Consider the following 21,399-nt stretch of genomic DNA (forward strand, 5'->3'; position numbering starts at 1 on the left):
GTCCCAGCGCGGCGGTGCAGGGGCGGCGGGGGATCGTCTGGCGGGAGTGCGGCGACGGGCTTGAGTGCGGGACGCTGTCGGTGCCCGTGGACTGGGCGCGGCCGCGCGGGCTGCGTACCCAGATCGATCTGGCGCGGATGCCCGCCCGCGACCCCTACCGCGGCCTCGGCGCCCTGGTCGTGAACACCGGGGCCCCTTCCACGATTCAGGACGTGCGGGCGCGGCCCGACACCGTCAGTGAGCTCACGCGGTGGTTCGACGTCGTGCTGGTGGAGCCCCGGGGGATCGGCGACCGGGGGAGCCGCGCCATGGTGCGCTGCTCCGTGCCGCCGCCCGACCCGCTGCTCCTCCAGTTGGCCCCTGGACGGGCCTCATGGCGTTCCTACGCCCGACAGAACGCCGCATATGGGAAAAGCTGCCGGATAGCTGCCGGACCCGCCTACGGTGGCCTCACGGCCCGCCAGACGGCACACGACCTCGACGCCCTGCGCGCCGCGCTCGGCGAGCGGCGGCTGCGCTACTTCGGCAACGGGTACGGCGCCGTCTACGGGTTGGCGTACCTGGAGCTGTTCCCCCGCAGGGTGGAGCGGATGTACCTGGAGGGCGTCCCCGACCTCGGCGAGCCGTCCCTGGAACGGCGGGCGACCGCCCGGGCGCGCGCGGCCGAACGGCGGCTCGGCCACTTCCGCGACTGGTGCCGCAGCCGCCTCGGCTGCCCGCTCGACGACGACGCGCCCGCGGTCATCGACGACCTGTACGAGCGTGTGCCCCTGCCCGCCGGAGCCGGCCGTACGCTGGACGCCCGTGGGGTGGCGGCCGCCGTGTACGCCGGGCTGGAGCCCGGCCGCTGGCCCGAACTCGCCCGCGCCCTGTCGCAGGCCGAGGAGGGCGACGCGGCCGCCCTGGCCGCGATGACGGACGTGCCGCCGCAGGCCGGGCCCGCGACGGTGACCAGGGCGGCGGCGTGCCGTGACTTCGGGCCCGCCGTGCCCACCCATACGGAGCTCGTGGCCCTGGAGGAGCGGCTGCGGGCGCCGGCCCCGCGGGTGGGCTGGCTGAGCGCCCGCCACGAGGCCGCCCACTGCCTCGGGCTGCCCGGCCCGGCGCAGCCTCCCGGCATACGCCTGCCCGGCCTGGTACGCCTGCCTGGCGCGGCGTCGTCCGCCGGCCCGATGCGCCTGCCTGGCGCGTTGCAGTCTTCCGAGTCGGGGGGTCTACCCGGCGTGGTGCCGTCCGCCGCCCCGGAGCACCGGCCTGATGCGGTGCAGTCTTCCGGCCCGGGGGACCTGCCTGGCGTGGTGCCGTCTCCCGGTACGTCGCGACTGCCCGGTTCTGGGCAGGCTTCCGGAGCGCCGCGTCGGGCCGAGGGTGCGTCCGTGCTGGTCGGGGTCGGACGGCTGGACATCGGGGCGGTGCGCGTCCCGGGGGCGGCGGTGTTGCGGCACGGCGACGGGCCCGGCGCCTACCTGCTGCAGGGCGAGGCCAAGCTGCGGGCCGCCTGCCTGCGCACCCGCGTGCACGACTACCTCGTCAACGGTGTCCGGCCCCGGGCCTCCTGTTCCGGCGAACTGGTCGCCGACCCCTGAGATAGGCTGCCGTGGTGATGATCGAACGGGCCGTCGCGGCCGACGCGGGCGAGATCCTCACAGTGCAGCGGGCCGCGTACGTCAGCGAGGCCCAGCTCTACGGCGACCCGTTCATCACGCCCCTGGTCGAGTCGCTGGAGCAGGTCCGCAAGGCCGTCGAGGGCGGGGTCGTGCTCAAGGCCGTCGAGGGCGGCCGCATCGTGGGCTCGGTGCGCGGGCAACTCTCCGGCACGACGTGCCGCGTCGGCCGCCTCGTCGTCGCCCCCGACTTCCAGGGCCAGGGCGTCGGCAGCGCCCTGCTGGCCGCCCTGCACGAGCAGGTGCCGGAGGCGACGGCGTTCGACCTGTTCACCGGCCACCTGTCCGGCGGCAACCTGCGGCTCTACCGGCGGCTCGGCTACCGCGAGACCCACCGCGAGCGGATGGACGACCACCTGACGCTCGTCCATCTGCGGATGAACCCCCGCTGACCGCGTACCGGATCCGTGGATAGGCTGCACGCGTGCTGAAGATTGGGCTGACCGGCGGCATCGGATCGGGCAAGAGCGAGGTGTCCAAGCGACTGTCGGCCAAGGGCGCGGTGGTCGTCGACGCCGACCGGATCGCACGCGAGGTGGTGGAGCCCGGCACGCCAGGGCTGGCGAGAGTGGTGGCCACGTTCGGCGAGGAGGTGCTGCGGCCCGACGGCTCGCTCGACCGGCCGAAGCTCGGCTCCATCGTCTTCGCCGACTCCGAGAAGCTGGCGGCGCTCAACGCGATCGTGCACCCGCTGGTGGGCGAGCGGGTGGCCGAGCTGCAGGCCCAGGCGCCCGACGACGCGATCCTGGTCTACGACGTGCCGCTGCTGGTGGAGAACAACCTGGCCCCGATGTACGACGTGGTCGTCGTCGTGGACGCGGCCGACGACGTACGCGTCAGGCGGCTGGGCGAGCTGCGCGGCATGCCGGAGAGCGACGCCAAGGCCCGCATCGCCGCCCAGGCGAGCAGGGAGGACCGGCTGGCGGCCGCCCACATCGTGATCCCGAACGAGGGCACGCTGGAGGAGCTCGACGCCCAGGTGGACGAGCTCTGGGAAGAGCTCCGCAGGCGCGCCGCGCGGGGCTGATCACGGGCGCAGCAGGTGGCTCGTCAGGTCGTACAGGCGGCGGGCCGCGTCCGGGTCGAGGGTGGGCAGCGACGGGTCGAGCCGGGTACGCCGGTCGTAGGCGAGCAGGCCCGTGCCCGGCGGGTCGTCCATCAGCTCGATGATCGGCCGGATGCTCTTCTCCACCGGCTGCGCGAACGCCTTGGCCAGCAGTTTGATCACCGTCCTGGCGGGTTGCCCGAGCGAGTCGGCGCCGCTGTCGGTGAAGCCGGGATGGTGCAGCAGGTAGCGGGTGCGTCCGTCCGGGTGCCCGGCGGCGTACGCGACGCCGAGCAGGTCCGTGGCGCGGCCGCCCTGGAGCATGGCCGTGATCGGGCTGTAGCGGCGCTTGAGTGACAGGTCGTCCCAGTGGAGGCGGCCCTTGGTGACGCCGACGCCGCAGACGTTCGCGATGACCGGGGCGGGCGCCCGCTCCAGCAGGCCGGTCAGGCCGTGGCTGAGCAGGAAGCGGCTGACGTAGTAGAGCGCGAAGGTGGCTTCGTGGCCGTCGGGCGTCTCCACCCGGCGCGGGAAGTGCCGCAGCGCCGTCAGAACGAGGCCGTCCAGGCTGTCGTACCGGGCGTTGATCTCCTCGATCACCCGCAGGTTCTCCGCGACCGAGGTCAGGTCGGCGCGGACGAACGCGGCCCGCCCGGCGGCCCCGAACCGGGCGGCCTCGTCGAGGAGCCGCCGGCCCTTGGCGGGGTCGCTGCCCACGACCATGACCCGGTCGCCCCTGCGCAGAAAGTGCAGAGCGATTCCTCGTCCCATGCCGTTCGTGCCACCCGACACGACATATGTCCGCATATTTCCTCCCATAAGTCATCGAACGCTGACTTGCCCGACCGTAACAATCCCGCCCGTACAATGTCAACGGTCGATGACTACGGAGGGAGAGGACCGTGCCGAAGAGGGACCGGGAGGCCACCCGGGCGCGTCTGCTGGAAGCCGCCCGGCTGCGCTTCGCCCGCGAGGGCTACGACGCCACCAGCGTCCGCGACATCGCCGGCGACGCGGGCGTCGACGCGACCCTGATCTTCCGCTACTTCGGCTCCAAGAAACGGCTCTTCGACGAGGTCACCGCCGACCTGCCCGCCGGGCTGCCCGACGGGCTGCCCGACGGCCCGGAGGAGGAGCTGGTCGCCCGCATGCTGCGCGCCGTCGTCTTCCACGACTGGACCCGGTACGGCGGCGAACACCCCCTGGTCGCCATGCTGCGCTCCTCCGCCCACGACGACGCCAGGCAGCGCATGCGCCAGGAGGTCTGCGACACCTACGTCGACGCGCTGCGCGATCTCGCCGAGGGCGACGGCCCGGAGCTGCGCGCCGAGTTGCTCAGCGCCTGGCTGGTCGGCATCGGCATCCTGCGTTCGGTGGTGGCGACGCCGGCGCTGGCCGGAGCGTCCGCCGACGACCTCGCCCCGCACGTCGAGGCCGTGGCCTCCGCGCTGCTCGGCCGCCCGATGCGCGGCACCCCGAGCTCAGAAGGGTGACTCGAGCGGCACCTGCCGCACTCCCGGCAGGTGGGCGTCGAGCTCGCCCAGCTCGAACCGCGTCATGCCGACGACGTGCCAGAACTGCCCGGCAGGGTCGCCGTGGAGCTTGTAGCGCCCGTCGGGGGCCACGGCGGCCCACCCCTCGGCCAGCCCCAGGAGGGTCGCCCGCCGCTCGCCGTCCGCCCACAGGATGACCACGCCGTCGTCGCCCGCGCTGGCCAGCAGGTCGGCGCTCGGGCTGAAGGCCACCGACCAGACCCGCCGGGTGTGGCCGGCGAGCGCGTGGAGCAGCCGGCCCGTCGCGGTCTCCCACACCCGCACCAGCAGGTCGTCGCCGCCCGTGGCCAGGCGGCCGCCGGAGGCGTCGAACGCGATGCTCCACAGCCGCCCCTCGTGCCCGTCGAGCGTGTGCGCGAGCCGCGGCTCCCCGGGCCGGCCCGCGGGCAGCTCCCACACCATGGCCCTGCCGTCGTTGCCGGCGCTGGCCAGATGGCGGCCGTCGGAGGAGAAGGCCACCGCGTAGACCCGGTCGGTGTGCCCCTCCAGGGTCGCCACCCGGGCGCCGGAGACGACGTGCCACAGGCGTACGAGGTTGTCGTCGCAGCCGGTGGCCACGTAGACGCCGTCGGGGCTGAACGCGATCGAGCGCACCCGCCCGCGGTGGCCGGTCAGGGCCGCGGCGAGCCTGCCGGTGGGGCGGTACCAGACCCGTACGCTGTCGTCGTCGTTGGCCGTGGCGAGCATGTCGCCGCCGGGGCTGAACGCCTCCGCCCACACGTGGTCGGTCTCGGCGTTCAGCTCGCGCTCGTACTCGCCGGTGGTGGCGTTCCAGAAGTGCACGCCGCCGTCGTTGCTGGCCGTCGCCAGCACCGGCCCGGCGGGGGAGAAGCAGGCGGAGACCAGCCGGTCGGCGGTGCCGTGGAAGTCGCGCAGATGCCGCCCCGTGCGCGGCTCCCACACCCGGACGACGCCGTCGTTGCCGCTGGTGGCCAGCATCGTCCCGTCTGCGCTGAAGCGGACCGAGGAGATGCGCCGCCCGTGGCCGCGCAGCACCCGCTGACACTGGCCCGACCGGGGATCCCACAGGCGCACGGTGCCGTCGTTGCTGCTCGTGGCCAGCTGCTGCCCGTCGGGGCTGAACGCGAACGGCCACACCGAGCTGCGGTGACCCGTCAGCTCGACCCGCTGACCGCCGCCCGGCCGCTGCAGGCGCACGACGCCACCGGAGTCGCCGCTGGCCAGCAGCTGCCCGTCGGGGCTGAACGCCACCTGGTAGACGGTCGCGGCATGCGTGGTGTGCACGCCGCGGGCCTCACCGGACGGCTCCCACAGGCGGACGACGCCCGCCGTGTCCCCGGTCGCCAGCAGCGAGCCGTCAGGCGCGAACGTCACGCAGTAGACGCTGCCCTGGTGACCGGTCAGCGTGTGCAGCAGGGCCCAAGTCGAGGTGTCCCACAACCGGACGGTGCCCGCCTCGTCGCCGGTGGCCAGCAGCCGGCCGTCGGGGCTGTGCACGGCGCGGTAGACGCTGCCGCGATGGTCGTCGAGCGTCTCCTTCACCTGCCCGGAGCTGAGATCCCAGACGCGGACCACGCCCGCGGAATCGCCCGTCACCAGCGCGGACCGGCCGAAGGAGGCCGTGTAGACCGGCGCCCGGTGCCCGGCCAGCTCGTGGACGAGCCGCCCCGTGGCGGTCTCCCACACGCGGACGACGCCGTCGGCGCCACCGGCTCCCAGCAGCTCGCCGGAGGGGTCGAAGCGGAGCGGCCAGACACCGTCGGGGTGGCCCCGCAGCGTGTGCAGGCGACGGCCGGTGAGGGAGTCCCACAACACGACCTTGCCGTCGGCCGCGCCGGTCGCCAGCAGCTCACCGGCGAACGTGACGGCGTACACGCGGCCCCGGTGCCCCTGCAGCGTGCGGACGGGCGCGCCGCCGACGCACAGCAGCACCCCGCCGTCCTCGTTGCCGATCGCGATCGTGGATCCGTCGGCGCTGTAGGCGATCGGCTCGGGCAGGCGGCTGGTCTGGAAATGGAAGCCGTACGGGACGCCGATGCCGGCCGGCGCGAACTCCACCTCCACCGGCTGCCCCGGCACCACGGCCGCGCCCGGCAGGTGCGGCAGCGTGCCGGTCACGTCGATCAGCGAGGCCCGGTGCCAGCGGGCGCCCTCCACCTCGGCGTCGCTCAGGTCCGCCTGCGTCAGCCGGGCCCCCGACAGGTCGGCGCCGCGCAGGTCGGCCCCGGTGAGCTGGGCGCCGTCGAGCCGCGCGCCCACCAGCCTGGCGTCGCGCAGGGTCGCGCGGGACAGGTTCGTGCCGGCGAGCGTGGCCTCCGACAGGTCGGCGCCCGTCAGGTCGACCTCGCGCAGGTCACGGGCCGACAGGTCCTCGCCCTTGAGGTTGGCGCCTCGCAGGTCGGCCCGGGCGGGGGTGCGCAGCCTGGCCGCGATCTTGACCGCGTTCGCCATGGACACGTCGTCGCCGGGCGGGGCGGCCACCCACTCCCGCAGCGCGCGCACGTCGGCCAGGTCGCACAGGAACTCCACGCTCAGCGCCGACAGCGGCCTGCGTGACAGCAGGACCGGGTCGTCCAGGGTCGCGGCGACGTGCCGGGCGATCAGCCACTCCATCACCGACGCGTGGATGAACCCGAACATCCCCTCCTCGGTCCGCACCAGCAGACTGCCCGACCCCATGCGGAACGCGGCGTGCGCGGCCGACAACTGCCCGTCGGCCAAACCGGTCAGCGTCTCGCCGATCTCGGTCAGCTCCTCCACGCCGAGCAACGACTCGCCGCTCTCCCACAGCCGCACGGCCAGCGCCGTCACCGCCTGCCACAGCTCGTCGGTGGTCAGCGCGGGAGGCGAGCCCGGGATCGTGGCCCGCCGCTCCTCGAAGGCCAGCCACGAGCCGAGGATCTCCTCGTACAGCAGGGCCGGGCTGAGGGTGTGGCGGGCCTCGGCCACCGTGCGCAGGCGGTCGGAGTCGAGGTCGGCGATGAAGCTCAGCATGCGCGGGTTCTGTGCCAGCGCCAGGAGGTCCTCGATCTCGCCCATGAGCGACATGCGAGCGGTCGCCTCGTCGCCGCCGTCGAACCGGTGGGCCAGGTAGGAGCGGATCTGCTCGGGCGTGAAGTTCTCGACGCCGAGCACCCGGCGTTGGGGCAGCACCCCCACCATCTCGCCGAGCGAGGTCAGCACCTGGCTGTGCGACTTGAAGTGCTGCGTACGGCTGGCCACCACGATCTTGGCGTTGTCCTCGGCCGCGGCGAGCAGCGTGGCGAGGTGGTCGGCCGCCCGGTCGTACGTCAGCCGGGTCACGAGCTCGTCGAACCCGTCGAACAGCAGCACGATGCGGCCCTGCCGCAGCAGGTAGCGGAACGCCTTGAGGTCGATGAACTCCTCGCCGTGGCTCGCCAGGTGGGCCGCGACGAGGGCGTCCACCGAATGCGCCTTGTCGAGGGCGCGCAGCTCGATGAGGATCGGCGTCAGGTGCGGCAGCTCCGCGGGGATGCGCCGGGCCAGCTCGCGCAGCGCGAACGTCTTGCCGTGGCCGAAGTCGCCCAGCAGCAGCAGGAAGCGGCCGTGGTCGGTGGCCAGCAGCCGCATCAGCTCGTCGGTCAGGCCGTTCCTGACCCCGCTGCCGGGCCGGTCGAGCTCACGATAGCGCTGCGGGACGTACAGCCGGGGCGGGTAGCGCCGGTCGGTCGTCAGCCGGGCCGTCTGCTCGGCGACGTAGCCGCTCAGGTCGAGCAGGCCCTGGAACTCCGTGAAGCTGCGCAGCCGCACTCCCTTGCGCATGAGGTCGTCGCGGATCCCCCTGGGCGCGGGAGGCCCCTGGTAGACCAGCTCGGCGGCCAGGCCGGCGGCATGGGCCCGCTGCGCGAACTCCGCAGCGGCCGGCTCGGTCAGCTCACCCGCGTGCGCGCCGATCATCAGCTGCCGGACGAACCCGTCCTCCGGGTGGGTCACCACGAGGTGGGAGGGGAACCTGCGGATCCTGGCCCGCTCGTGCCGGGCCTCGCAGACCTCGGTGATGCGGTCGAGCAGCAGCTCGACCGGGCTCGGCGCGCGCTCCTCCAGCTTTCGCGCCGGCGGCGGGGACTGCGGGGCCTCGCCGGTGAACGTCGTGCGCGCGGAATGCCGGCGGGACCGTACGAGCTGGGGACGGGCCGCGCCCGGCAGCCACGTGCGCGTCCCGTCGGCGCTGATCTCGACCACCTGGTGCCGCCCCGAGCGCGGCGCGGGCACCCGGCCGTCGCCCGCGGGCCCGGAACCGCCGTGGAAGAGCAGGTCGAGCCGGTGGGCCAGCAGCCGGTCGTAGGTCCCGGCGTCGCGCAGCTCGCCCGGCGGATGCCCCATCGCGCCCAGCCGCAACCAGCCGCCCTCCTCGTACGGCCGCAGCCGCTCGGCGAACCAGGCCGCCTGCGACTCACCGAGCAGCGCGTACGCGTCGCGCTCCAGGTGGCTCATCGCCATCGTCGAGTTGAGCCCCGCCACGACCACCCTCAGGTCGGGCACCTCGAACAGCGTCCACGGCTGCGCGGCGTCGAACAGCCGGTCGTCGAGCCCTTGGTAGACCTCGCCGAACAACGTCGCGAAGTGCCGCCACTTGGGCCAGTACGGCGGCTGCGGGCTCACGTCGTCGGCCTCGCACGTCATGAAGTAGGCGCTCGCGGCCGCCTTGGTGACGTCGCGCGGCCCCGGCAGCAGCACCAGCCGATGGGGCTCCAGCCCGATCAGCATCCTCAGGTCGGTCACGAACCGCGTCGCCTGCCCGAACTGCCCGAGGCTGCCCGACTCGGTCAGGTCACCGCTGACGATCATGAGGTCGGGACGCGGCATGCCCTGGTCGTACATGCCGGTCAGGTCGGCCCAGATGCGTGCCTGCATGTCCTCCGGCGTGAACGGCTCGCCGGGATCGGGCAGCGCGCGACCGAAGCGGGGCCCGCCGACGTGCAGCACGGTGACCGACGAACGCCCCCGCCCGTCGCCGGCGGACGGCGGGAAGGCCGGGGCGGTCACGGGCGCCCGCCTGGCCCGGCCCTGCTTGCCGGGCGGCGGCAGCGTCGGCGTGGCCTGCGGCGCGTTCGTCCCGTCGGGGAACGCCGGCGCGGCCTCCGGCTTGGCCCGGCCCGCCATCGCCTCCCTGACCCGCCCCAGCAGCAGTGCCCTGGCCTGGCCGGGATCGGTGACGCCGAGCAGGTCGACCCAGGTGATCGTGGACAGCAGCCCCTCGACGGGGACGTCCTCCAGCCTGATCGTGACGAGCTTGTTGGAGGGGTTGTCGGGGGAGGCGCGCAGGGCGGCCTGCCACTCCATCCGCCCGTAGCGGGAGCTCAGGTAGTTGCGCGACAGCACCGCCACGACCAGTCGCGCCTCGCTCACCCCGCGGTCCATGAAGTCGATGAAGTTGGTGCCCGGCACGAAGTCCCAGGACTGGATCATCGTCCGGTAGCCCGCGGCCTCCAGTTCCCAGGCGATCCACGTGGCCCACGCCGTGTCGGCGGGTGAGTAGCTGACGAAGATGTCGATAGGCCTGCCGTCACGTGCCATTCGCTCAGTATCTGGGATCGGCCTGTGGCAGTCCATGTGCGATCATCATCGGGTGTGGCGGCGTTTTGGCGTGCTCGATCTGATCAGGATCGGGCTGCTGGTTCTGGGCCTGGTCTTCGTGGCGACCGGGCTGCTCCCCTGGGACGACGCGGTTGACAGCCTGTCCCACATCGGCCCGCTGCTCGTCTTCCTGGTCGCGATCATCGTGCTCGCCGAGCTCACCAAGGAGGCCCAGGTCTTCGACGCGATCGCGGCGAGGATGGCGGTGCTCGGCCGCGGCAATTACGCCGCACTTTTCTTTCTTTGCGGCATTTTTGCGTCATTGGTCACGATATTTCTGAACTTGGATACGACGGCGGTGCTGCTGACCCCCGTCATGCTCGCCCTCGCGGCCAAGGCCGGCATCGCCGCCCTGCCCCTCGCCATGACCACGATCTGGCTGGCCAACACCGCGAGCCTGCTGCTGCCGGTCTCCAACCTGACGAACCTGCTCGGCATGCAGAAGATCGGCCTCGACGCGCAGGAGTTCGCCGCCCGCATGTGGGCGCCGCAGATCGCCGCGATCGCGGTGACGATGGCGTTCCTGTGGGTGTTCTTCTGGCGGCGGGGGGAGCGGCGCGACCTGCGCTACACCCCGCCGGTGCTGGAGCCGGTGGCCGACCGCGTGCTGTTCTGGGCGGCGTCGTTCGGCTGCGTGCTGTTCGTCGTGCTCCTGCTGCTGGAGTTCCACGTGGCGGTCGCCGCCACGCCGGCGGCGCTCGTCGTCGTCGGGGCGTTCCTGCTGCGCGCCCGCGAACGCCTCACCTGGAGACTCGTCCCGTGGCAGCTCGTCATCTTCGTCACCGGGCTGTTCCTGGTGGTCCCCACCCTCAGCGGCAACGGCCTGTCCGAGCTCATGACCTCGCTGATCGGCGACGAGGGCGACCCGTACCGCACCGCCGCCGTCGGGGCCGCGTTGTCCAACGTGATCAACAATCTGCCGGCGTTCCAGGCCGTCGCGACCGTGATCCCCGACCTCGATCAGGACCGCCTGCTGGCCCTGCTCGTCGGCACCAACGTGGCGCCGCTGGTCACCCCGTGGGCGTCGCTGGCCACGCTGCTGTGGTTCGAGTCGTGCCGCCGTCACGACGTCAAGGTGCCGATGCGCCGCTTCCTGCTCACCGGCGCCGGCCTGGCCGTCGTGGGGCTCGTGGCGACGGTGTGGGCGCTGGTCGAGCTCGGCTGAGCGCTCACGCCGCGGTGGCCGTCGCGTAGGCGTCCGCGACCGCGCCGAGAGCCCAGCGCATGCGCCGCACGTACGTCTCGGGGTGGTCGCCCGCCTCCTGGGCGACGTACAGCGCGCACCGGGACGGGGTGCCGCCGCACGCGTACAGCCGCTCGTCGACGGCCTGCCGGATCTGGAACGGCGACAGCTCGTCGGACGGCTGCAGAGTGGTGGTGAAGAGCACCTGCGCCAGCTCGGCCGTGGTCATCATGTCGGGCTCCCTTCGCGTGCGCCTTCCTCTGACAAGACGTCGAACGGCGACGGAACTCATCGACAGACGGCACCCGACTTCTTCACGGGAGCAGCCCGAGAAGACCGGGCAGGGCCCGGGGGTGGGCGGCCACGAAGCTGCGGCGTTCGGCCGGGGCGTCGAAGCACTCCTCGAAGGGGCCGCCGTCGAGCGAGCGGATCTCGATGCCGGCCTCCCGCGCCAGCAGCGCCCCGGCCGGCAGGTCGACCGCCTCGGCCCGGTAGCCGACGATGCCGTCGATGTCGCCGCGCGCCAGCATCGCCCACGACAGCAGCGGCGTCCACAGCTGCAGCACCCGCCGCGCGTTGAGCTCCAGCGCCTCTTTCATCGCCCGTGCGGTGGCGTCGTCGCGGCCGACGCCGTAGCCCTGGATCCAGGCCAGCAGCGGACCGTGCGGGCTCGGCGCGTACGACGGCGTCAGGCGCGAGCCGGACGAGGCCACGGCCCCCTGCCCGCGGATCGCCGACCACGTCTGGGCGGACACCGGGTCGTGCACCACGCCCAGCAGCGGCCGTCCGCCGCGGCACAGCGCCACGCCCACCACGTACGCCGGCAGCCCGATGGCCACGTTGTTGGTGCCGTCGAGCGGGTCCACCAGCCACGTCCACTCGGCGCCGGCGGCCCCGACCAGCCCCGACTCCTCGGCGATCACCGAATGCGACGGGTACGCCGTCAGGATGCGCTCCAGCAGCAGTTTCTCCGAGGCCAGGTCGAGGTCGGTCACGACGTCGCCCGCGACGCCCTTGGCTCGCACGCCCACCACGCCCCGCGTGCCCTCCAGCAGCAGCGCGCCCGCCGCCTCGGCCGCCTCGACGGCGACCTCGCGGGCGTGATCCAGGTCCATCGGGGTGCCTCTCAGGTCAGGTGCGCGGTGATCAGGCGTACGGCCAGAGCCGTCTCCTCGGCGTCCAGCGGCTGCCTGGACACGTGGTGGGGGCCGCCGCCCAGCGGCCCCAGCGACAGGTCGCGGCTGCCCGGCCGGCCGCGTCCGAGCGCGATCGTGGCCGCCTCGCCGCCCTCCGGCACCACGCTGCTGTGGAACCGGTCGGCGGGCAACGTGTAGGTGTCGCCCGGCCCGAACACCTCGACCAGGTCGGTGGCGTGCCGGACGGTGCGGGCGGTCGGCGAGATGCGGTCGCCGTCGGCGCCGCTGACCACCTCGAACACCCGGTGCGTGGCGTCGGCGCCCGCGTCGGCGACGGCCACGTGCACGTTGCGCATCTGGCCGTACAACACGTGGCTGACCAGGTCCCAGCTGTGGCAGTGGATCTGCGAGGTGGTGCTCTCGGCGTGCGCGAGCGAATCGGACCACAGATGGAGGCATACCCCCTCGCCGCCGTCGCGCTCCAGCGGCAGGCAGACGAACCCGAGCGGGTGGCGGACCGCGGTCAGGCCGGGCCTTGCCAGGGCCTCCAGCGCCCACGACCGGGCCTCGCCCCCGCGTAAGCGCTCATGGACGGCGCGGTAACTCATGCCCCGTCCTGCTGGGGGATCGCCGGACGCGGCTCACGGTAAGGGTCGACGGCCCGCAGCGCCTTGCGGGCGATGTCGACGACGTCGTGGCCGTTGTAGGACTTGGGCAGGGGCATCCCGATGCGTTCGAACAGCTCCTGCACCTCCTCGATGGTGGGCTCGTCGCTCAGCGGCACCTTCTTGTACATCTCCAGCGGCACCCGCCGCGCCTGCTCGAAGCTGAGCCGCAGCTCGGTGTAGCAGTTCTCGTAGTAGAACGTGTCGGCCAGCGCCGTCATCGCCATGTTGGGGTCTTCGACCGTCATGATCAGGCGGGTGCTCGACATGTCCCAGCGGAACGTCGTCATCGTCGAGGACAGCCCGACCGCGATGTCGAGCAGGCCGTAGCGCTGGCGATGCCAGAAGGCGGCCAGGATCGTCGCGTACGACTCCTTCCTCGCGCGGTCGGTGGTCCACCTCTCGCCGGTGCCGTCGGGGACGTCGGACAACGAGCGGCGGTAGTGGGCGTAGGTCTCGCAGACCTCCTCGTCGGACGGGTCGATGACCTCGATCCTGACCGTGAGGTGGCGTTTGTCGCGGCGGGCGGCCGCCACGCACAGGGGCAGCGTCACCGCGCGCAGGTAGGTGCCGGTGCCGCCCTTGAAGCTCCATCGCGTGGTGTCCCTGCGGGCCTCGGCGTGGCACTGGGCGATCTCGTGCTTGCTGCCGAGCACCCTGACGAGCTGCAGGGAGTCGAGCGCCTTGCGGGTGCTGTGGGCGAGCGTCTCGATCTCCTCCAGGCGCTCCAGACGTACGGGAAGCTCCGCCAGGGCGCCGGAGGTGATGGTCTTCTCGACGGGGGCCTGACGGGCGCGGTCGCGCAGCAGCGCGGTGGCGACCAGGGCGAGGATCACGAGGGTCGAGGCGGTCACCAGCTGGCGCTGGATGACGTCCCCCTCCGCGCCGAAGATCTCGTCGGGCATGATGCCCAGCACGCCGACCACGATCGCCAGTGTGAGCGCGATGGCGACGTCGGCGTTCCGCGCCGCCCACGGGGCCGCCCGCTTCAACGCCGCCTTGAACCGTGTCATCGCCCGCCCAGCCGCCAGAGGATCAGTCAAGCCCCCGAGGTCATGGTAACTATGACGCCACGAGACGGCCAGTACACGGAATGCGATGGTCTCCGGGGTCCGCGTAGAGCAGGAGCAATCTGAGCAGCACGTGGTTACGTCGTATGACGCTCCGCCAAATCGCCTGGGCGGTCGTCGGAATGGCCATTCTCGTCATCGTCCTGGCCAAGAGGAATATGGGGAAATCTACCAACAGCGGCCCGATTTCGTGCTGGGCTCGTGGCCGGCCCTCGTGGCATTCTGTTTCGCCAAGGCGTTCACCCCCGCCGCGGCCAACTCCGACTTGGACATGATTCGCGGTGACCAGGCGCCTGAGGTCGCCGAGGAAAGGGAAAAGGAATTCGCCCGGCGGCTCCATGCGAAGAATGCGCGAAGCGGTCCAGCGGCCAAGTGCCTCGTCCATCCACCGGACGGACGGCTCGCGGATGGAGCCCGGGGCCGCCGCCTCTGGAGGCGGCGGCCCCGGGGTGGGGGTCAGAACCAGCCGCGGTGGCGGGCCATCTGCTCGAGGCCGCGCTGCAGAGCGGACTCCGCCGCGTTCGGCGGGTCGTCGTAGCGGACGGTGAAGCGGTTGTACGCGTCGTGGCTGGAGGTCAGGAAGCCGCCGCGCTTGTCGGCCTCCAGGATGACCTCCATCTGCCGGGGCCCGGCGATGAACGTCAGCTCCAGCTCGTTGAAGTACCGCCGCCACTGGCCGCCCGCGTAGTACTCGATCTCCTGGAAGAACGGCATCGTCGAGCCGTACAGGGTGCCGCGTTCCAGGTCGGCCTTCTTGAACCCGAAGCCGAGCCGGTCGAGTGCGGCGATCACGTGCTCCTGGGCCGGCAGCGGGCTGACGAACAGCGGGTCGAGGTCGCCCTTGTCGAGCGCGCCCGCCAGCGCCAGCTCCGTACGGACGCCCAGCTTCATGCCGTGCAGCGGGTGACCGCCGATCGCGCTGATCGGCGTCTCCCACGGGACCTGGACCTCGAACGGGTGCTGGTGGGAGGCGCCCGCCGCCAGCTGGAACGACCCGGCGACCTGCTGGCGCAGGAAGCTGTAGGTCGACTTGAACTCGTTGTCGCCCGACTCCACCTCGACCACGGCGGTGAGGTCGATGTGGATGCCCTCGACCTTGTACTCGGAGTTGCCGCCGCGGAAATGGACGACGCCGCGCAGCAGCTCACCGGGGCGCACCCCGGTGTTGGTCAACACCGTGTCAACCTCGACGCCCGCGCCGAACGCGGCCATCAACTTGCGGAACACCATGGGGTTTCTCCTATGCGGAAGGTGTGTGCCCGTTCACGGGGACGGTTCCCGTGCCCGAGATGCGGGGGAGCAGCTGAGCCAGCAGGAGGGTGGACAGCGCGGAGTCGGACTGGCCCTGCTGGGTGCGTACGACCAGCGGCTGGGGGGCGTTCTCCGCCAGCTTGGCGCCCACGTCGAGGCGCCTGCGGGCCAGCTCGTACTGCAGCACGGCCCGGTTGTCCCGGTACGACTCGGCCAGCCGGCGCAGCGCCTTGGCCTCGTTCTCGGCGGCGGTCAGGTCGGCCCGGCCGCGCGCCTCGATCTCCCACGTCACCCGCTGCGCCTCGGTCTCCTGCTCCTCCAGCATGCGCGCGACGTCCTTGCGCGCCTTGTTGTGGGCGGCCTTGACCTCGACCACGCGGGCGTCGCGGGTCTTCTTGGAGCGCTCGATCTCCATCAGGAGGGTGTCGATGCGCCGCTTGCGCGTCAGCTCCCACTCGCGCTCGTACGCCGACAGCTCCTTGGCCACCTTCTCGCGGGTGGCCAGGTGCTGCTGGTACTGGTCGGGGAGCTGGACGTCGGGGATGTTGGCGCCGGTTACGCGCACGCCGTAGCGGCCGAGCTGCCGATTGAGCGCGTCCTGCATGTCACCGACGTCGGAGCCGCGCAGGTCGTACGCGCGCTCGGTGTTGACCCTGCGGCTGCGCTGTCTGATGGCGTCCTGTACGGCGCTGGCCAGCACCAGGTCGAAGTTGCCCGCGCCGATCGTGCGGACGAACGCGACGGGGTCGTCGATGCGGAACTTCAGGAAGAACTCGATCGACTTCAGCGGCACGTTCTCCGCGGTGGGGCAGGCCACGATCGGCGCCGAGTACGGGATCTCGGTGGAGGTGTCGACGACCGCGTCCACCCGGTCCCACGGCAGCCACAGGTAGTGGCGGCCCGGCGGGAGGGTGCCGGTGATGGCGCCCCAGCGGCTGCGTACGCCGGTGGTGCCCTCCTCGATCTCGATGATCGCCCGGCGCCACATCGTGATCAGCGCCACGACCAGGAAGAACAGCGCGGCCAGCGCCGCGATGAGGGTGAGGTCGGTCAGGACGGCCATGCCGGCGAAGTAGACCGCCAGGAACACCAGCGCCATCCAGGCGAACCCGCGCCGGTCCTTCGGGATGACGACGGGCACGAGCTGGCCCTGCTCGCCGCCGCGCAGCAGCTGGCGGATCTCGCCCCAGGAGGCGACCGACTCCTTGATCTTGGAAAACTCGCGGCTCATCAGATGTCACTCCCGGGCTGTCCGTGGTGCGCGCCGCCCGGCAGCAGGCGCTCGACGGTGCGTTCGAGCTCCTGGTCGGGGGCGGGGGTGTCCGGCGGCTCCGTCACGTCGGCGGCGACCTTGCGCTGCAGGGCGGCGATCTCGGCGTCCCGGCCGCGTACGCGCTGGGCGATCTCGTCCAGCCGGCCGCGGATGGCCGCCATGTCGTCGGCGGAGAACAGGGCGGCGCCCTTGCCGCCGACGAGCTGCTGGGCCAGGGCCAGGAAGTCGATGTCGGTCTGGTCGCCGATCTGCACCACCTGCGGCAGCCTGGTGGCGACCGACTCCAGCTTGGCGAGCAGGTCCTGCTGGAAGCGGTAGTCGAGGATCTCGGGCGCCTCGGCGGCCGACAACGCCCTGATGTCGAGCGCCTGCGCCTCCAGCAGGGCGGCGTTGGCGTTCGCGGTGGACTCGGCCTCGACCAGGCGCTGGCGGGCCTGCGCGGTGGCCTGGTGGGTGGCGCGTTCGAGGGCGGTGTCCATGCGGGCCTGGTAGCCGGCGATCTCGGCCTGGATGGCGCTCAGCGTCTCCTGCAGCCCGGCCAGCTCCTTGACCAGGTCGCCCTCGTTCTGCTCCTTGCGCAGCTGCAGCTCGTACTCGTAGGTGTAGGCCTCCTTGGCCACCCGGACCATCTCGGGGGCGGCCAGGTCCATGCGGTACTCCTGGCTGGACGGCTCGGCGTGGGTGATGTTGACGTCGGTGAGCCGTACGGCGGGCAGGAACTGCTGGTTGAGGTTCTCCAGCATGCCGAGCGTGCTCTCGCCCACCAGGTCGTAGATCTCCTCGGCGCGCTGGGCGTAGATGAGGGAGCGGGTGACCTCGCTGATGGCGTTCTGCAGCTTGGACTGGAAGCCGCTGACCGAGCCGAGCACGAAGATGAACTCCGCCGGGTTCTCGATCCTGAACTGCAGGAACAGGTCGACGCTCGCCTTGACGCCCTGCTGGGTCGGGGCCTCGCGGATCGGCGCGTTGAACGGGTACTCGCGCGTGGTGTTGACGATGTAGCTGACCCGCTTCCACGGGTTGAACAGCGTCACCCGGCCGGGGTCGGCGATGTGCACCAGCTTGCCGAACTGCGTGATCAGCGCCTTGCAGCCCTCGGGCACCATCACCACGCTGCGCCGCCACCACAGGAACGCCGCCGCCAGCACCAGCACCACCCAGTAGTGCGGGCCGAACAGCAGCTCCGAGCCCGGCACGATGTTGCCGAGCGCGCCGATGAGGCCGAGCGCCACGAGGATGCCCAGGGGCACTATCACCTTCGCGGTCCCGCTCTTCGGGATCACCACGGGCGAGATGACGTGCATGCCGTTCTCGGCGAAGCTGCGGTTGACGATCTCGCCGGCGTCGCTCAGTGACGCCGTCCTCGCCTCGATGAGCGTGCCGACCGAGGCGCCGCCGTCACGGGCCGCGCCGAAGTCGTTCGGATTGAGCTTGAAGCCGGCCACCTGGCCCGCCTGATCGACCGCCTGCCCGACGGCCTGACCCACCGCCTGCCGGAGATCACCTCCTTGCGCGACCGCCTGCGCTACGCCCTGACCTGCTCGGATCAGCGCCTCTCTGGGTCGTGACATTGAACCTTCCTCATTCCGCTACGGCGAATCCGACCGTATCGGGTGAGACTTACTATTCGCTTGCAAAGCCTGGTCACATCTCTGTTGCGACCTGTAGTAGGTGTGCTATGGATGTAGCGCGCCTACTACACGGAAGCGGTCGGAGAGTTGACGAGCGGCCTCGACGAGCGGGAGTCGGGCTCGTTCGTCCAGCGGCGCAGCGAACGGGCTCCGCGGCGGAGCTGAGAAGATACGCGGTGATGAGCGAGACCGTCCACAACCGCATCGCGCTGCTGCGCGCGGAGCGCAACGTCTCCCGCAGGCAGCTGGCCGAGGCCCTCGGGGTGCACTACCAGACCATCGGCTACCTCGAACGCGGCGAATACAGCCCCAGCCTCTACCTGGCGCTGCGGATCGCCGAGTATTTCGAGGTTCCCGTCGAGGTCGTCTTCTCCACGACGCCGTTCCCCCGCATCGGCGAGCGGTCCGCCTGACGTTTGTGTCGGTGGCGCCGCCTACAGTGGCAGCATGCGACCGGTCACAGATCTGCAGCGGAAGGTGGCGCCGTTCCAGGTCGTCACCGAGATGACTCCCTCAGGCGACCAGCCGACGGCCATCGCCGAGCTGGAGCGCCGCGTGAAGGCCGGGGAGAAGGACAGCGTCCTGCTCGGCGCCACCGGCACCGGCAAGACCGCCACGATCGCCTGGCTCATCGAGCGGTTGCAGCGGCCCACGCTGGTCATGCAGCCCAACAAGACGCTCGCCGCGCAGTTCGCCAACGAGCTGCGCGAGATGCTGCCCAACAACGCGGTCGAATATTTCGTCTCTTATTACGACTACTACCAGCCCGAGGCGTACGTCCCGCAGAGCGACACCTACATCGAGAAGGACTCCTCGATCAACGACGAGGTCGAGCGGCTGCGCCACTCGGCGACCAACTCGCTGCTCACCCGCCGCGACACGATCGTGGTCGCCTCGGTGTCGTGCATCTACGGCCTCGGCACGCCGCAGGAATACGTCGACCGCATGGTCCGGCTCCGCGTCGGGATGGAGATCGACCTCGACCAGCTGCTGCGCCGCCTGGTCGACATGCAGTACACGCGGAACGAGCTCGCCTTCACCCGGGGCACGTTCCGGGTGAAGGGCGACACCATCGAGATCATTCCGAAGTACGAAGAGCTGGCCGTCCGCATCGAGATGTTCGGCGACGAGATCGAGAAGCTCTCCACGATGCACCCGCTGACCGGCGAGGTCATCACCGAGGACGACGAGCTCTACATCTTCCCGGCCTCCCACTACGTCGCCGGCGAGCAGCGCATGGCCGCCGCCGTCGCGGGCATCGAGGCCGAGCTGGCCGAGCGGCTGTCGGAGCTGGAGCGGCAGGGCAAGCTGCTGGAGGCGCAGCGGCTGCGGATGCGCACGACGTACGACATCGAGATGATGCGGCAGATCGGCACCTGCTCCGGCATCGAGAACTACTCGCGCCACATGGACGGCCGCGAGCCCGGCAGCGCGCCCAACACGCTGCTCGACTACTTCCCGGAAGACTTCCTGCTGGTGCTCGACGAGTCCCACCAGACCGTCCCGCAGATCGGCGCCATGTACGAAGGCGACGCCTCCCGCAAGCGCACGCTGGTCGAGCACGGCTTCCGGCTGCCGTCGGCGCTGGACAACCGGCCGCTGAAGTGGGAGGAGTTCCTCGAGCGCATCGGGCAGACGGTCTACCTGTCGGCCACGCCGGGGCCGTACGAGCTGGGGCGGGTCAAGGGCGAGGTGGTCGAGCAGGTCATCCGCCCGACCGGCCTGGTCGACCCCGAGGTCGTCGTCAAGCCCACCAAGGGGCAGATCGACGACCTGGTCCACGAGATCCGCGAGCGGGCCGAGCGCGACGAGCGCGTCCTGGTCACCACGCTGACCAAGAAGATGGCCGAAGACCTCACCGACTACCTCCTGGAGCTCGGCATCCGGGTCCGCTACCTGCACAGCGAGGTCGACACGCTGCGCCGCATCGAGCTGCTGCGCGAGCTGCGCACCGGCGAGTTCGACGTGCTCGTCGGCATCAACCTGCTGCGTGAGGGCCTCGACCTGCCCGAGGTGTCGCTGGTGGCCATCCTCGACGCCGACAAGGAGGGCTTCCTGCGTTCGGAGACCTCGCTCATCCAGACGATCGGCCGCGCGGCCCGTAACGTCTCGGGCCAGGTCCACATGTACGCCGACAAGATCACGCCGTCGATGGAGCGGGCGATCGACGAGACCAACCGGCGCCGGGCCAAGCAGGTCGCCTACAACCAGGCCAACGGCATCGACCCACAGCCGCTGCGCAAGAAGATCGCCGACATCCTCGACTCCCTGCAGCGCGAGGACGCCGACACCGACCGGCTGCTCGGCGGCGGGCGGCAGCAGTCGCGAGGCAAGGCGCCGGTGCCCGGCTTCGGGGCCAGGCAGGTCGGCCAGCACGCCAAGGCCATCGCCGGTGAGATGCCGCGGGCGCAGATGGAGTCGCTCGTCGACTCGCTGACCGAGCAGATGCACCAGGCGGCCGCCGACCTGCAGTTCGAGGTGGCGGCGCGGCTGCGCGACGAGATCAAGGAGCTGAAGCGTGAGCTGCGCGACATGAAGGAGGCCGGGGTCGAATAGCGGTCAAATAACGGCACATGACTGCTGACCTGGGACAACCTTTACCGCCGGGCGGGCAGCCAGCCTTTATGAACAGGACGATCATCGGGTCTCTGGTCGGTGCGGCGGTGCTGGCCGGAGGCTGCGCCACCGTACAGGGAGAGGCCGACCGGGCCGCGGAAAGAGCGGCCGACCAGGCCGGCGGGAGTGCCGCCGTCCGGTACACACCGGCGGTGGGCACGCCCACGGCCTTCCCGCCCGGCACGCCCGGCCCCGCCGACTCGCCGCCGCCGAGCCCCGGCCGCGCCGGCGCGGCCGACGTCAGGCAGGCCGGGGAGGCCGCCCGCGGCGCCGTCCCCGGCTCCACCATCATGGCCATGGAGACCGAGGAGAACGGCAGGCGCTGGGAGGTCCAGCTCGTCGGCCGGGACGGCACCGAGCACCAGGTCGACGTGGAGTCCGGCCGGGTCGTCAGCGGCCCCGTCGCCGAGGACAGCGACCCCGAGGACAAGGCCGAGCACCTCAGGCTCGTGCAAGCGGCCAAACTCGACTACGCGCAGGCGGCCGACAAGGTCTTGGCCACCGTGCCGGAGGGGCGCATCACGGAGCTGAGCCTCGACTTCGAGCAGAACAAGGCCGTCTGGGAGTCCGACGTCGTCACCCCGAACGGCGCCGAGCACGACGTCACGGTCGACGCCGCGAGCGGCCAGGTGACCCGCACGAACCGCACCACCACCTGACCACCCACCCACCGTCCCCTCATGGCGGGCGACGGCAATCAGCAGCCCACCACCGCGACCCGGTACATCACCGCCACTCCAGGCGGTGGTTACC

The 21,399-nt window shown here is 71.7% G+C and carries 16 protein-coding genes and 1 pseudogene; 8 read left to right on the top strand and 9 right to left on the bottom strand.

All coding sequences use genetic code 11. The features are described from left to right. The 3 genes and pseudogenes from C1J01_RS30070 to coaE all read left to right on the top strand — a co-directional run. A pseudogene (locus C1J01_RS30070) lies at positions 1 to 1,586 on the top strand (alpha/beta fold hydrolase); the annotation flags it as partial. 17 nt (positions 1,587 to 1,603) lie between these two features. After that, the gene (locus tag C1J01_RS30075; protein WP_111182363.1) at positions 1,604 to 2,056 is read left to right on the top strand and encodes a GNAT family N-acetyltransferase; all 453 of its coding nucleotides are present in this window, start codon (positions 1,604 to 1,606) and stop codon (positions 2,054 to 2,056) included. A gap of 32 nt (positions 2,057 to 2,088) precedes the next feature. Beyond that, positions 2,089 to 2,691 (top strand): dephospho-CoA kinase, encoded by a 603-nt coding sequence (gene coaE / locus C1J01_RS30080; protein ID WP_111182349.1) that lies wholly within the window; start codon positions 2,089 to 2,091, stop codon positions 2,689 to 2,691. On the opposite strand, the gene C1J01_RS30085 is transcribed toward coaE, so the two are convergent. Continuing rightward, positions 2,692 to 3,516: an SDR family NAD(P)-dependent oxidoreductase gene (locus C1J01_RS30085; RefSeq protein ID WP_111182350.1), complete on the bottom strand. Its 825-nt coding sequence runs from the start codon at positions 3,514 to 3,516 to the stop codon at positions 2,692 to 2,694. It abuts the gene before it with no gap. A 95-nt stretch (positions 3,517 to 3,611) separates the two neighbouring features. Here C1J01_RS30085 and C1J01_RS30090 point away from each other — a divergent pair, with 95 nt between their 5' ends. Beyond that, positions 3,612 to 4,202, top strand: a complete 591-nt coding sequence (locus C1J01_RS30090) for a TetR/AcrR family transcriptional regulator (protein ID WP_111182351.1) — start codon at positions 3,612 to 3,614, stop codon at positions 4,200 to 4,202. Here C1J01_RS30090 and C1J01_RS30095 read toward each other — a convergent pair. Beyond that, positions 4,191 to 9,761 carry a WD40 domain-containing protein gene (locus tag C1J01_RS30095; protein ID WP_111182352.1) on the bottom strand — a complete coding sequence of 1,857 codons (5,571 nt, stop codon included), beginning with the start codon at positions 9,759 to 9,761 and terminating at the stop codon, positions 4,191 to 4,193. The genes C1J01_RS30090 and C1J01_RS30095 overlap by 12 nt on opposite strands. 52 nt (positions 9,762 to 9,813) lie before the next feature. Between C1J01_RS30095 and C1J01_RS30100 the strand changes: the two genes are divergently transcribed. Then, on the top strand, positions 9,814 to 10,986 hold the full coding sequence (locus C1J01_RS30100) for an ArsB/NhaD family transporter (RefSeq protein ID WP_235854762.1): 1,173 nt from the start codon (positions 9,814 to 9,816) through the stop codon (positions 10,984 to 10,986). A 4-nt stretch (positions 10,987 to 10,990) separates the two neighbouring features. Here C1J01_RS30100 and C1J01_RS30105 read toward each other — a convergent pair whose 3' ends face one another. The 7 genes from C1J01_RS30105 to C1J01_RS30135 all read right to left on the bottom strand — a co-directional run bounded on the left by C1J01_RS30105 (position 10,991) and on the right by C1J01_RS30135 (position 17,970). Beyond that, positions 10,991 to 11,236 carry a hypothetical protein gene (locus tag C1J01_RS30105; RefSeq protein WP_111182354.1) on the bottom strand — a complete coding sequence of 82 codons (246 nt, stop codon included), beginning with the start codon at positions 11,234 to 11,236 and terminating at the stop codon, positions 10,991 to 10,993. 82 nt (positions 11,237 to 11,318) lie between these two features. Beyond that, positions 11,319 to 12,119, bottom strand: a complete 801-nt coding sequence (locus C1J01_RS30110) for an inositol monophosphatase family protein (protein ID WP_111182355.1) — start codon at positions 12,117 to 12,119, stop codon at positions 11,319 to 11,321. Between the two features lie 11 nt (positions 12,120 to 12,130). Continuing rightward, positions 12,131 to 12,748, bottom strand: a complete 618-nt coding sequence (locus C1J01_RS30115) for a hypothetical protein (protein ID WP_111182356.1) — start codon at positions 12,746 to 12,748, stop codon at positions 12,131 to 12,133. After that, positions 12,745 to 13,818: a hypothetical protein gene (locus C1J01_RS30120; RefSeq protein WP_235854763.1), complete on the bottom strand. Its 1,074-nt coding sequence runs from the start codon at positions 13,816 to 13,818 to the stop codon at positions 12,745 to 12,747. The genes C1J01_RS30115 and C1J01_RS30120 overlap by 4 nt, the downstream gene beginning before the upstream one ends. 513 nt (positions 13,819 to 14,331) lie before the next feature. Beyond that, complete coding sequence (locus C1J01_RS30125) at positions 14,332 to 15,105, bottom strand: sporulation protein (protein ID WP_111182357.1); 774 nt, start codon at positions 15,103 to 15,105, stop codon at positions 14,332 to 14,334. Between the two features lie 10 nt (positions 15,106 to 15,115). Then, entirely contained in the window at positions 15,116 to 16,357 is a 1,242-nt protein-coding gene (locus C1J01_RS30130; RefSeq protein WP_111182358.1) for an SPFH domain-containing protein, read from the bottom strand. After that, complete coding sequence (locus C1J01_RS30135) at positions 16,357 to 17,970, bottom strand: SPFH domain-containing protein (protein ID WP_111182359.1); 1,614 nt, start codon at positions 17,968 to 17,970, stop codon at positions 16,357 to 16,359. Before C1J01_RS30135 ends, C1J01_RS30130 begins: the two co-directional genes overlap by 1 nt. A gap of 239 nt (positions 17,971 to 18,209) precedes the next feature. Here C1J01_RS30135 and C1J01_RS30140 point away from each other — a divergent pair, with 239 nt between their 5' ends. From C1J01_RS30140 to C1J01_RS30150, 3 genes are all read left to right on the top strand, one after another. Next, positions 18,210 to 18,443 (top strand): helix-turn-helix transcriptional regulator, encoded by a 234-nt coding sequence (locus C1J01_RS30140; RefSeq protein ID WP_111182360.1) that lies wholly within the window; start codon positions 18,210 to 18,212, stop codon positions 18,441 to 18,443. Positions 18,444 to 18,477: 34 nt separating this feature from the next. Next, on the top strand, positions 18,478 to 20,586 hold the full coding sequence (uvrB, locus tag C1J01_RS30145; protein WP_111182361.1) for an excinuclease ABC subunit UvrB: 2,109 nt from the start codon (positions 18,478 to 18,480) through the stop codon (positions 20,584 to 20,586). A 68-nt stretch (positions 20,587 to 20,654) separates the two neighbouring features. Next, on the top strand, positions 20,655 to 21,305 hold the full coding sequence (locus tag C1J01_RS30150) for a PepSY domain-containing protein (protein WP_146615772.1): 651 nt from the start codon (positions 20,655 to 20,657) through the stop codon (positions 21,303 to 21,305). Positions 21,306 to 21,399 lie beyond the last annotated feature (94 nt).

Source organism: Nonomuraea aridisoli, assembly GCF_003236395.1.
Classification (GTDB): domain Bacteria; phylum Actinomycetota; class Actinomycetes; order Streptosporangiales; family Streptosporangiaceae; genus Nonomuraea; species Nonomuraea aridisoli.

Coding starts and splice junctions, on each gene's coding strand:
- C1J01_RS30075 (WP_111182363.1), top strand. CDS start 1,604: ATGATCGAACGGGCCGTCGCGGCCGACGCGGGCGAGATCCTCACAGTG.
- C1J01_RS30085 (WP_111182350.1), bottom strand. CDS start 3,516: ATGCGGACATATGTCGTGTCGGGTGGCACGAACGGCATGGGACGAGGA.
- C1J01_RS30095 (WP_111182352.1), bottom strand. CDS start 9,761: ATGGCACGTGACGGCAGGCCTATCGACATCTTCGTCAGCTACTCACCC.
- C1J01_RS30105 (WP_111182354.1), bottom strand. CDS start 11,236: ATGATGACCACGGCCGAGCTGGCGCAGGTGCTCTTCACCACCACTCTG.
- C1J01_RS30110 (WP_111182355.1), bottom strand. CDS start 12,119: ATGGACCTGGATCACGCCCGCGAGGTCGCCGTCGAGGCGGCCGAGGCG.
- C1J01_RS30115 (WP_111182356.1), bottom strand. CDS start 12,748: ATGAGTTACCGCGCCGTCCATGAGCGCTTACGCGGGGGCGAGGCCCGG.
- C1J01_RS30120 (WP_235854763.1), bottom strand. CDS start 13,818: ATGACACGGTTCAAGGCGGCGTTGAAGCGGGCGGCCCCGTGGGCGGCG.
- C1J01_RS30125 (WP_111182357.1), bottom strand. CDS start 15,105: ATGGTGTTCCGCAAGTTGATGGCCGCGTTCGGCGCGGGCGTCGAGGTT.
- C1J01_RS30130 (WP_111182358.1), bottom strand. CDS start 16,357: ATGAGCCGCGAGTTTTCCAAGATCAAGGAGTCGGTCGCCTCCTGGGGC.
- C1J01_RS30135 (WP_111182359.1), bottom strand. CDS start 17,970: ATGTCACGACCCAGAGAGGCGCTGATCCGAGCAGGTCAGGGCGTAGCG.
- C1J01_RS30140 (WP_111182360.1), top strand. CDS start 18,210: ATGAGCGAGACCGTCCACAACCGCATCGCGCTGCTGCGCGCGGAGCGC.
- uvrB (WP_111182361.1), top strand. CDS start 18,478: ATGCGACCGGTCACAGATCTGCAGCGGAAGGTGGCGCCGTTCCAGGTC.
- C1J01_RS30150 (WP_146615772.1), top strand. CDS start 20,655: ATGAACAGGACGATCATCGGGTCTCTGGTCGGTGCGGCGGTGCTGGCC.